Here is a 12796-nt window from a genome sequence, read left to right on the forward strand (position 1 = left end):
AGCAATGTTACCATTATATGCTAGGAAGTTACGTAAGACCTGGTAGATACGAATGATTAAGAATAGTTGCTACTTAGTTGAGGTACCAGCACAGGCTACAGCGATATTTTCATATCAATCACTTAACCTAGTGCACCTAACGGTGTGATTTATATATGCGCGTAGCACCATGCAATAGTTATGATCTAGTTGATCAGAATTTCGGTAGCTGATCAATGCATCATCTTTGAATCAATATGTAGATATTGATAGTTATTACTAATTTCTAATAACTGTTTTCTTTTAGAAATATCTATGAACCATATTGATGGCTCGTACACCAATATACTGGCTTCTTTGATTTAGATAATTAACGCTTTAATATAGTTCGTAAGTCAATATGGTGAATATGCGATATAAAATTAGTTTGGCTGTGCTATTCTTCATAAACTATATTATCTATAATGTGATAATAGATAGTTAAATATAATAAAAATATTATGAGTAGCGCTAAAAAAATAATTTATGAAGGTAATGGCGTCCTTGTTGCTCAAAGTCACAGTCTAAACTGTCACTAATTAAGGTAGTACTCATGATAACCAAATAAATAGCATTTAGTTTAGCTGAAGTTGCCCTAGCAGTAAGCCAGGATTGCCGTCGTACTGATAACGGTAGCATGATAAAGTTTTAATATTGTATTTTATTTAAATTTTATACGATGTTAATATCGTGGCAATGAATAATTGGTAGACGGTAAATGTCAACTACCAAAGCGGCTTTCTCACACTTAATTTAGTATTAAGTGTAGGGATATATTTGAATTAGTTTATGGCGGTTTTCTATTGCTAAGCGGCTGCTTAGCGACCTTCCGTATTACAGTAAAGAAAAGATTTGCAATGGCAGACTAAACGTTCACCGGTGTCGATGTTCATTAAGGTCATGGTACCACCCCATACACAACCTGTATCAAGAGCGAACACGTCTGGTTCATCGCACTTACCTTCAAGAGCTGCCCAGTGACCAAAGATAATCTTTATGTTACGGGTCTTACGTTCTTTATGGGCAAACCATGGCTTATAGCCTGTTATTACAGTATCTACGCCTCCCTTGTGTTTAAGGTCAAGCTTACCCTTTGCGGTGCAGAATCGCATACGCGTGAAGTAGTTAGTAATTATGCGCAGACGGGCTATGCCCGTGAGGTTAGTCTCTAACTTGACTGGTTTATTGCCGTCAATACCGCTTAAGTAGGCGGCATAAATGTGGTTATCGATCAGTGCATTTTCTATTTCAGTGGCGTACTTCATGGCTTTCTTGAGCGTCCAGTGGGGCGGGATACCGGCATGGACCAAGGCTATATTGCGGCTTTTGTCATAATGTATAAATTTTTGTTGGCGCAGCCAGTCAAGTAGCTTAGCCTGGTCTGGCGCTTCAAGAATTTCGTGCAGGGTGTCGCCTTTTTTCAAGTTTTTTATGTTGCTGCTAACTGCTAGCAGGTGTAGATCATGGTTACCTAGTACAAATACTAATGAGTAGCGTATTTTATAAAGAAAGCGCAGGGTTTCTAAAGACTTAGGGCCACGATTGACTAAGTCGCCAACTAGCCACAGGCGATCTTTACTTGGGTTGAAGTCAGCCTGCTGGAGCAAACACTTGAGGGGCTCTAGGCAACCTTGCAGGTCGCCAACCGCATACGTAGTCATCAGTGCATGGTTCCTGGCACTGCTAATCGAAATAACGATATAATGGCATCACATAGTTTAACATCTACATCTTTCATCTGATATGAGTTATGCATGGTGCTGAATTTAGATGTCATCACTATGATGATGCTGTAGGTATGATTGATACCGATATTTATTAACGGTTGCTGACTGACTATATCCAAATCTCATACTTCATTGATCCAGTCATTACTATTGGTGATTACTCAATTGCGCAACAGTGGCTTAGTTAACACTAACTCGTGATTCTGCACTGTGATGGTATAGGCAAAGGCGAAGCGGTTATGTTCTTGTTGCGATTAGTCTACGAGGAAGTTGGTGATAACGCTGACAGCAAGGATCTGACATGCAAAAAAGGTCCTTAAAAGCAAAAGCTAAGCACAGTGGATGCTAGTTATGCTAGGCCATGAGTACAGCATTAGGCTAGATATGTTTATCTAGCCTAATGCTGTAGGAAGACTTAGCCTATGCCAGTGGATTGGATATAGCAAGCTGCCTAGCTAGGCGCACGAATGCGGCTAGGTCTAGCCGCTCTGGGCGTAAATCGCTATCAACACTGGCGGCTTTGATCTCGGCATCGCTCAACAGTACCTTTAGCGTATTTCGCAATGTTTTACGGCGTTGGCTAAACGCTTCGCGTACCACGCGTTTTAGTAGCTCATAATGCTTGGTAGGATGCGGCAGTACAGCGTGTGGCACTAGTCGTACGATGGCTGAATCGATCTGTGGTGGTGGATTAAAGGCTCCCGGACTAACGTTGAAGAGGTGTTCCACGTAACAATGGTATTGAGTCATGATTGACAGGCGACCCCAATAACTACTGCCAGGGCTAGCAGCTAAACGCTTGACCACTTCTTTTTGCAGCATAAAATGCATATCGCAGATGGTTCCTATTTTATTTAGCAGGTGAAAAATTAACGGTGTAGAAATATTATATGGTAAGTTGCCAACTACCCGTAGCCTGTTAGGCGCAGTATTTAGACTATCAAGATTGAACTTTAGTGCATTACCCTGGTGCAGGTTGAAATTGAGTTTATTAGCAAACCGCTGATTGAGGATCGGGATTAAATCCTTGTCTAGCTCCACTGCATCCAGTTGAGCGCCACTATCCAGCAGACTTTGCGTTAAAGCTCCTTTACCTGGACCAATTTCTAGCAGGCGATCTTCAGGCGTGGCATTAATGGAGTGCATGATCTGTTTTATAACACTAGCGTCTTGTAGGAAGTTTTGCCCAAATCGCTTGCGCGCCCGATGCTGGTAGTATTCAATCATACATGGATCTCAGCCATTTTATAAGCGGTCTCTAGAGCCAAGTAAAGGCTGCCGGTATCTATTTTACCGCTGCCAGCTAAGCCCAAGGCAGTGCCATGGTCAACAGAGGTACGGATAATTGGCAGACCCAGTGTCACATTGACAGCGACGCCGAAGCCTTTATATTTTAGTACAGGTAAGCCTTGGTCATGGTACATCGCTAGTACTACATCGCAGTGCTTTAAATATTTTTGGGTAAATAAAGTGTCCGCAGGCAATGGGCCACATAGGTCTATACCTTCTTGGCGTAACTGTTTTAATGTAGGGTCGATTATATCGATTTCTTCGTGACCTAAATAGCCACTTTCGCCAGCATGAGGGTTAAGCCCGCAAACTAGGATGCGTGGTTGGCTAATACCGAATTTCTGCTGTAGGTCGCTATATAGGATGCGTATAGCGCACTCCAAGCGTGTAGCGGTGATAGCATTGGCGATATCGCGTAATGGTAAGTGTGTGGTCACTAGGGCAACCCTTAGGCCGCTTGTAGCAAGCATCATTACTGCTTGACTAGTGTTGGTCAGTTTGGCAATGAGTTCGGTATGGCCAAAAAAGGCTATGCCAGACTCGTTAATTATACCTTTATGCACTGGCGCGGTGATCATGCCAGCGAAGTCGCCATGTATGCAGCCTTGAACAGCACGTGTTATGGTTTCTAGCACAAATGTCACATTAGCTTTGTTGAGTTGCCCGGCAACCACTTTAGTTGCTAGCGGAGTATTCCATACATACAAACTGCCTACAGGTGCAGGCATGGTAGGCCATTTGCCTGGCGCTACATCTAGAAACTTGACAGCTAGACCAAGTTGTGCTGCTCGCTCGATCAACAGGTCGAGGCTTGTAATGGCGATTAGGTTGTGTGGTTGAGGATACGAGGTAAGCAACAGGCATAGGTCTGGACCAATGCCTGCTGGTTCGCCTGGCGTGAAAGCAAAACACTTAGGCTTCACTGTGCTGCCTGGTAATTATTTAGCAGCTTATTTTCCACGTAAGATTCATCACGTATCTGGTGTAACCAGTTTTGCAGCTCTATGTCATACTTACGGTTGCGTAGTATGTTCATGGCTTGTTGTTCAAGTGCTTTTATTGTGTTGTCTGTGGTGCGATGATCAAGGACTTCCATGATGTGCCAGCCATATTGAGTACGGAATGGTTTAGATAGAACGCCTTGTGGGATTTTTAATATTACGTCTTGAAATTCTAGTACCAATGCTTTTAGGTCAATCCAGTGTAGATCGCCACCATCAAGGCTTGAGCTAGGGTCTTCCGAGAAAGTTTTGGCTAGGAAAGCAAAGTCTTCACCGTTTTTTATGCGGTTATATATTTTCGTGGCCAGTTCTTTAGCGTGCTGTTCAGTACGGATATTGTTTGGTTTGATGAGAATATGACGAACATGCACTTCGTTTTTGAGTAATGCCTCATTATTGCGTTTCTCAAGCAATTTGAGAATGATAAAACCGCCAGGCATACGTGCTGGTTGCGTAATTTCACCAACTTTCATGGTGCTTAACTTGCGGTCCAATGGAGGTGGCAATTGAACAGCTTTACGCCAGCCTATATCGCCACCGCTCAAGGCGCTGTCGCTATTAGAGACGGCAACAGCTGTTTGGGCAAAATCAGCACCAGCTTTCAGGTGAGCATACACTGCCTGAGCTTTAGTTACAGCTGCATTGAATTGCTCAGCATTAGTGCTGTTTGTAATTGGAATCAAGATATTAGCCAGATGTAGTTCTTCGGATAGTTGCATCTTAACGAAGTCTGAAGTAAGGAAGTTTTGCACTTCCTGTTCTGATACATGAATATATTTCGCTACTTTATATTGACGCACACGGTTAATTATCATTTCATTTTTAATTTTATCTAGCGTATTTTTATAAGATAATCCATCGTGAGTTAAAGTAGCTTTAAATTGGTCAATGCTCATATTATTATGTTGAGCTACAGTATTTAATGTTTGATTCAGTTCTTCGTTTGAAATATGAATTCCGGAACGTTCACCAATTTGTAGTTGTAGATTTTCAATAATCAGGTGTTCTAGAATTTGTGGGATTAGGACTGTGGTAGGTAGTACATTACCGCTACGCTTAGCGATGGTGTGCTGAACTTCTTTAACTCGGTAATCGAGTTGGCTCTGCATGATTACATCATTATCGACAATAGCAACTATTTTATCTAGTTGTCGAACTGTAGCGTGCGTCGATGCAGTCTCTATGAGCAATGCGCCAAGTGCTAGTAGTTGCAAGCAATTAGAAAGTTTGATTTTTACGTTCACGATAACCTTCAATGCCTTTATCCAGGAAACCATCTACCTTAGAGCCGGTCAGACCGCCTAGTCCTTTAAGAACGATTTGGAAGAAAAGCCCGTGGTTGCTTTTTTCGTTAAACGGGGTGATCTGGCTATATTCATCATTAGAAATCCAATAACGGTTAACTACGCGTAGTTTCCAGCAGCAGTTGTCATACTCAAAACCACCAAAAGCCTCTAGTGTACGGTTGCGTGCATAGTCATACTGCCAGCGGGTGATCAGGTTCCATTGAGGCATAATTGGCCATATCATCGAGAAGTCGTGTTGCTGAATTTTATAGTAATCCTTAATGAAATTCGTATAGCCGTGCTTGCCGTAGTTACTACCAGACTGCCACTGCCCGGTTCTTTGGTTATAGAAAATTTGATTGTTGCGGTAACGGTAGCTTGCGTTGATAATTTTGTTAGGGTTGTTTTCCGGCTGGTAGTGAAACAGTGCGCTGCCGGATTGCGGGCTATGGCTTTCAGCATTGTAGTCAGCAGTAGCACGCCAATCGCGATTAAAATTATACTCGTACTCCAGTGCGATAGGTAAGATATTAGACTGCATTTCTGTACGTTGTTTTGCAAGATTACCTGGAATCTGCACTGCTTGATCTTTGAAGTATAAGGCTTGACCGATGCTTACATGCTGACGCTCAAAATCATTTTCTTCGATCCATCGGCTGGTTATGCCCAAGGACAGTTTATTCTCATCGCCAATTCTGTCAGTACCACCAAAGCGGTTATCGCGAAACATAGAAGAGTAGCTCAGTGAATATTTACCAGTATCGAATATTGGGATATCGCTTTGGTCTTTGTTGGGTGCGTAGAGATAGTAGGCACGTGGCTCCAAGGTCTGACGATAGTTTTTACCGAACCAGTTAGTATTGCGGTCAAAATACAAACCACTATCGATACTTGCGATTAGAATTGCACGATCTTGTGAATTTTTGAATATGTCACTAATATGTGAATTAGCTGTGTTTACATTTGAGTGTGCAGTGATAATATCACTTTTACCTTTGCTATCTAGATCAAGATTATATTTAGTATAGAAATACTTGAGCTTTGGCGTAATAAAACCATAAGTCCAGTTTATTGGATATTCGACGGCTGGAGCGATACTTAGGCGATTACCGTTTACACGGGTTAAACCTGTTACGTAATCATCTGGTCGCTTATCACCCATGGCAATATTATTTTTATCGAATAGGCTACTATTTCTCTCAAAATTTGAGCGACTTCTTAGATGCCTATTAAATCGAACAGCTTCAGCCTCGTAGGTAAAGTTAACCCCGCCTAGATAGTACGGCAACATCCCTTTAAAAGTAATCTGCGGCAACCGGTCATACGGAGTGATCTGTGAAAAAGTTGCCAGTTGGTAAGTCTGCAGGTTTAGTTGAGCTTGAAAGCTGTCACCACGATAGGTTATGGTACCCTGTTGATTGACGAAGTCCTGGGTCTGGCTGCCTTCCTGATATGACTTCAGGTCTTGGTAGTAGAGTGGATCGCTGATTTTTGTGTAGTCAACTACAGTTGAAATACGTAAATCAAGCCCACTTTCATGCTGCCATTTCAGCATATATCGAGTTTTTTCGTAATCTTTATGTGTTTTATGCTTGTCGCTGTTATCGTTTATATACGTACCGCCGAACTGGCCTTCGCCGGATTTTGTAAGATAGCGGAATTCGCCTTCCATCAGCAAACCGCGTTTGGCCATATATTGCGGGTATAAAGTGGCGTCATAGTTTGGTGCTAAGTTAAAGTAGTATGGTGTAACTAGGGTAAAACCATTTTCGCTGCTGGTGCTAAAGCTTGCCGGCAAGACTCCAGACTGACGGCGATCGTTAATCGGGAAGTAGATGTATGGGGTGTATAAAATCGGTATGTTCTTGATCCGTAACATTACGTTTTTAGCCATACCAAAACCTGTAGCTGAATTCAATATGATGTTTTTACCGTTAATCTGCCAATCGTTACTGTCCTGCTCGCAGGTGGTATACGTACCGTCTTTGAGATGAATTGACATATTGTCTACCAGCTTGGCGTACAGAGCGTTACCGTGGATGTGTGATTTATGCAGTACGTACTCGGCATTTTTGATCTGAGCAGTTCCAGTATCAAGCTGGACCTCTGCGTAGTCGCCAACAACTAGGGCACCGTTCTCGCGCAGCTGAACGTTACCATTTAGCTTACCGCGGTTTTCGGCTTGATATAGGCAGGCTTCCTGAGCCTGCAGCTGCATACTGCCCTGACGTATGACGACGTCACCGGCCAGGGTTGTGACTTGTTGTTTTTGCTCGTAACGCGATGCCTTTGCACCAATGACGGTCGATGTATTTTTTTTATCTGTTTTATCGTTCATGCCGGGACGGGTAGGTTCTATATACGCACCGGAGCAATACTGGCTGGTTGTAGCTAGCTGGGCTGCAGTTAGCTTATCACGAGTCATCCAGTCCAGGTGATTATATTCAGCACTGACGGCTACGCTATTATGCATTTGGTGCTGTAGTGGTGGGGCTACGGCGATTTTTGGTGCACAATCCCAGACACCATCAGCAGAGACCGAGCATTCATATTGTTCAGCGGCAATAATAAAGGGAATAGCAAAAGGTTGCATGGCTAGCAAGCTGCCAATTATCACTAACTTGAATTTATTACAAAACATGAGGTATTTTAGTGCCATTTGTTTGTCCTGGCTGCCTACGTACCATCTGCTTACGGTTAAAGCCGTATGTCTTGCGATGGCCTAAAATTATGAGTGATAATAAAGCATAGCTCGTCTGATGGCTAGCGCTGTCAGAAACCTTTCTGATGCCTGAGTAAGATCTAGGTTTATGGTAAATGGGTGAACGGTTGCCGATTTTTTGTGATGTTCAGAACTAATATGCAACATATCAAGCTACATTGACTGCGTATGGTAATCACGCGAGTTTTAAGCGTTGTTTTAGTGAAAAGGTAGAGGCTGGATGTTTGTCATAAATACATGCACCATAAGTTACATGAGCACTATGTAATTTTTGGTGATATTACTCGTCTACTTGAGAAATCAAGTGCTAATGCGCCAAAATTTTATACAAAAAATTTTGCTGTGCGGCTTTTACTTAAATCGCGGCTTTGCTTAATCATGTAAGTCAAAACACTTATTTGAATGATTGATAAGCACAATACCAACTAATTATTTACCAATCCCATTGAAGTTGTACTAACTTTTTAGCGATTGTCGATAAACGCTCCACTGTTCAGCTATAAAGTTGCTTTGTTGCGCGTGAAGTTGGAATTATTTTAAAGTAGCATGTATTCTGGCATGTAAGTGTCGATTTCAGCGTACAGTAGCAATTTTTATGGCGGCGCTTTAGTGAAATAGTTATTAATTAGGCTAGGATTAGCCAACAAATCGCAAGTTACTTAGCAACAGTATATAATTTAGCTTACGCATCCTGTATTCAGTTGAAGGTGAGCCGTGAAAACTAGTGGATATTCAAGACGCTTACGCTGCTAGGCTATAAACCATTCTTACTGGCTTAATAGCGACTCTCGATAGACTTTGTTTTGCCAGTCTGTGTAATAAGCCTCTCTAGAATGGTTAACTCACTAGTTATTAGGCGACATACCTAGCCATGATATTACTAATAGCGACCTCTGTTTGAGTAATGATTTGCATCATTGATGTGGTGCCCTGTGCTTATACCATTACCTTCAGTGGTATCTTCAGTGGTATTTTATTTTGATTCATAGCTATTAACGAGTTGTAGCGCCAGTGCTTGCAAGTTAGTGCTGCTATTACATGGAAGGGTAGTCACAATCCAAGATTTAGCTATTAAGGCACATGATGTGGTGCTGGATTGATGTTAGTAGGCTTAATTATCCAACGCGTGTTGAAACCTTACTGACTACTGAGTAGTAGCATGTGATAGTCAGAGGTACTGATTAGTGTCCGGAGGTCATTGTTATTGCCAGTATTACGTGATACCTAAGTCATACTTGTCGCTGTGTTAAGTACGTCGATCGATACTTTCTAGCTGTTAGGCTCGGCGCACGCAATTGCTTAAGCCATTAGCTAATGATAGCTAAGCTACTTAAGAGGTTTAGCGCATTCTTTAATGGTAATAACTACAAGCTAACTAGCAATTATTAAACGTGTGTATCACTGTATTGCTTAGCTGTCATGATTTAGATAAGATTACCAATACTTGTGCCAAGTATGCACAAGTGCGTAATTCCATCAAGGATATTTATATGAGTTATAACGGCAAAAGTATATCGTTCATTCGTGTCTAAAAGTGATTTAAGCAACCTTATAGGTAAGTCAGTATTTGTCAGTAATGTACGATGGTAGATCTTGACCTATCGTTTGTTTATTGTGCGTGTTGAATGTTTCACAATTTAGAGTTATAAATGCTTGATAACTAAAAACCCAGCTATTCTTATGTTATCCTATAATAGCGAATGCTATAATAAATTAAGATATCGCGAATATGAGCGCTATCCAATTCAGGATTATTTACAAACTTATGACTAGCAATAGTGCCATTGAGCAATTAGATGATGAGCTTACGTGCCTAGATATTGATAATCTCTGATTATTATGGATATCAAGCACATTAAATTTAGCATCTTGGTATGAGTGTTTATCATATTAATAATGCGTCCTTACAAAATTTTTGACCGTATATTATCTGATCTACGAACCTCCTTCGTCGCAGATTACATATGCGTATGCACGAAGACTGGCATGAAGACCAGATTAACATAGTCTGCACAGCGTATTGGTTATTTGTTTTGTGTCGACTATAAAGTATTGCGAAAAAACAGTTAGCTGCAAGTATTGTTGGAATTGGCCAGTGCATACCTTGGCGTAGGTGCCAGTTAGGCACGTGTTGTAATATTATTAATGGTGTGAATAATGTGCCGCTGCTTATATATTTCACTGAAATAAGCTAGTTTGTTTCGAACAGATATTGAACACAGTCAAGACTGTACAGGTTACTATGACTTAGTATAGCATTAACAATGCGCCTATCAGTTTAGAAAGGCGATGATTCGACTGTGTGCTGTCATATGGACTTGGCAGATCTGAAGTGATTTCGGTGTACCGTAAATAACGTAACCCAGGCTACAGTTATGGAAGTGGCTAGACCTGAGCGCTTGATGCGCAAATAAACCGCACAATGTTAACGCAAAGATTTTGAGTTAACTTAAAGGTTAACTTATTGGTTGCTGAGCCTATTTGCGGTGCGCTGTGTAAAGTTTGTAAAGCATGAAGTATATAATTCACGTCATCTTGATTTAATTTAAAAATAAGGTGCTTCATGCAACCATTCGTTATCGCTCCATCGATTTTGTCTGCTGATTTCGCCCGCCTGGGTGAGGAAGTAGACAAGATATTAGCAGCTGGTGCAGATTTTGTGCACTTTGATGTTATGGATAACCATTACGTGCCCAACTTAACCATTGGACCGATGGTGTGTGCAGCACTGTGTAAATATGGAATTACTGCACCGATTGATGCGCATTTAATGGTCAGTCCAGTTGATCGCATCGTCAGCGATTTCATTGAGACTGGCGCTACTTATATTACCTTTCATCCGGAAGCTACTTTGCATGTTGATCGCACTTTGCAACTTATCCGCGAAGGTGGCTGCAAAGCTGGTCTAGTGTTTAATCCAGCCACGACGTTGAGCTTGCTAGAGTACGTGATAGACAAGATCGATATGGTCTTACTAATGAGCGTCAACCCAGGTTTTGGCGGGCAAAAGTTCATCCCTGGCATCATCAACAAGCTGCGTGAAGCGCGCATGTTGATCGATGCGTCGGGCCGTGACATTCGCTTGGAAATTGACGGTGGGGTTAATATTAATAATATCCGCGAGATTGCAGTGGCTGGTGCTGATACTTTTGTGGTTGGCTCAGCGATTTTTAAAGCCCCAAACTACCAGGAAGTAATTAATAAGATGCGTACAGAACTTGCATTAGTACTTTGATAAGCGGTTTTAATCAGTTACACGTCACAACAAACTGCTATCATTGCTATAATTGATGATTTGGTAATCTGCAACTGTTACTTGATAACTGCCCAGTGGTGTGCGCAAAGGTAACGTTGCTAGAAAATCATTCAACTATTTTTAGAGATTCCATGTAGTACATATTCTTGTGCATTCTAAATACAAGCTATTAAAGCTTTAATTGGCTTATAGCGCCAACATGCGTGATTATGGTCTTATTGCAGTATATTTGCATACCTTTTTATTAGTTGAAGAATTTCTGTATTTAGCCTCTATCAATTATAGCCGCATATTTTTTGGTCTTCGAAACTTTAGCTGACCTTGATACGCTGCTATCAGTCTATTTAAAATTGACTGACTAATTAAATTCCTATTAGCTAGAATTCTAGAATTAATGTATAGAGTTGCTCGGTATGACCGTTAATTGATGATTGGTTTACCGTACGGCAATGTGTTGCGCGTGCATAACCACTATGTGAGTATCACTTATGAGTTAGAGCTTCGAAACCAAACCAAAAGGTATATCGAAACCTTCAGAGCACGCTTATAGCGTGCCGAATATTTTGTTAATGGTCTTAGAAATCGTCATAGCATCTAATAGTCTAGTCTGGATGATAAGTGTTGCCTTGCCTGTCGATTGATCTCAAGTCTAAATGTTTGCTCTAGTGTACTAAGAATTACCATGAGTACACTGCTCGATTCCATAAATAAAAAATATATCTGATATTGCACTAGATTGATCTGCTGAGCAACGACAAGGAAATGACTGAGCATCTAATGTGAATCGAGCTCGGCTGCAATAGTAGTGGCTGCGTTTTAAAAATTGGTTTGGTGAAGCTTATTGCAAAGATAGTCATTTAGTAGTCAGTCAACATGATATATTATGCCTAATATCTATTAACAAGCTAAAAGCCTACCTAACTGTAATCAATATATGTATTGCAAGCGATCACGTCTGACAGGCTTAATGTGCAGAGAGTCAACAAATACTGGTGATGGAGATCATTAACGAGTTAGAATCAGTTATACTAATGCGTATATATTATAGTGGTGTTCTGGGTTATTCTATTTAGAATGATAAATATATGGGTACTGCTATTATGGTTCGAGCCACTGCGATTAAGTATGGTAAGTTGATTATGTAGGTTGGTGGCTGCATTGCAGTTGACTAGGTGCTAGCACTAAAGTAAAAAGAAATTCAAAACAAATTCTGTACCATGTTTTATGCCGTAGCGTGTTAGCCGAGCAGACTAATATAAGCTTTAAGTTAAATCTAAATCAAAATGTAGAAGCTGGCTTTTCTATAATTAGAATGTAGATAGTTTATAGTTTACATCCATGCTTAAGCTTTAAACGCTGTTTTGCATGTAGGGTGGTGGTAACAACCCAGCAGTCGGTATCACCTGTTGGTGCCTGTGCTAATTTTTCTAACAAACATATATTCGAGACTTACGAAATTCATTGTACTGTATGCAAAGCGGTATTAACCACACCAA

The 12796-nt window shown here is 41.1% G+C and carries 6 protein-coding genes and 1 pseudogene; 1 reads left to right on the forward strand and 6 read right to left on the reverse strand.

Annotation, left to right across the window (positions count from 1 at the left end; translation table 11 throughout):
* Positions 1-836: 836 nt before the first annotated feature.
* From C3B55_RS00545 to C3B55_RS00570, 6 genes and pseudogenes are all read right to left on the reverse strand, one after another.
* Positions 837-1679, reverse strand: coding sequence for a symmetrical bis(5'-nucleosyl)-tetraphosphatase (locus C3B55_RS00545; RefSeq protein WP_129210516.1), 843 nt, complete (start codon positions 1677-1679; stop codon positions 837-839).
* A pseudogene (locus C3B55_RS04620) lies at positions 1679-2041 on the reverse strand (ApaG domain-containing protein). Before C3B55_RS04620 ends, C3B55_RS00545 begins: the two are co-directional and overlap by 1 nt.
* A gap of 124 nt (positions 2042-2165) precedes the next feature.
* Positions 2166-2972: a 16S rRNA (adenine(1518)-N(6)/adenine(1519)-N(6))-dimethyltransferase RsmA gene (gene rsmA, locus C3B55_RS00555; protein WP_129210518.1), complete on the reverse strand. Its 807-nt coding sequence runs from the start codon at positions 2970-2972 to the stop codon at positions 2166-2168.
* Positions 2969-3958, reverse strand: coding sequence for a 4-hydroxythreonine-4-phosphate dehydrogenase PdxA (pdxA, locus tag C3B55_RS00560; protein WP_129210520.1), 990 nt, complete (start codon positions 3956-3958; stop codon positions 2969-2971). The genes rsmA and pdxA overlap by 4 nt, the downstream gene beginning before the upstream one ends.
* Positions 3955-5280, reverse strand: coding sequence for a peptidylprolyl isomerase (locus tag C3B55_RS00565; protein ID WP_457912704.1), 1326 nt, complete (start codon positions 5278-5280; stop codon positions 3955-3957). The genes pdxA and C3B55_RS00565 overlap by 4 nt, the downstream gene beginning before the upstream one ends.
* Positions 5255-7981: an LPS-assembly protein LptD gene (locus C3B55_RS00570; protein ID WP_129210524.1), complete on the reverse strand. Its 2727-nt coding sequence runs from the start codon at positions 7979-7981 to the stop codon at positions 5255-5257. Before C3B55_RS00570 ends, C3B55_RS00565 begins: the two co-directional genes overlap by 26 nt.
* Positions 7982-10607: 2626 nt before the next feature.
* Between C3B55_RS00570 and rpe the strand changes: the two genes are divergently transcribed.
* Entirely contained in the window at positions 10608-11279 is a 672-nt protein-coding gene (gene rpe, locus C3B55_RS00575) for a ribulose-phosphate 3-epimerase (RefSeq protein ID WP_129210526.1), read from the forward strand.
* Positions 11280-12796: the final 1517 nt, after the last annotated feature.

It is taken from the genome of Candidatus Pseudomonas adelgestsugas, from assembly GCF_004124255.1.
Lineage (GTDB): Bacteria > Pseudomonadota > Gammaproteobacteria > Pseudomonadales > Pseudomonadaceae > Aquipseudomonas > Aquipseudomonas adelgestsugas.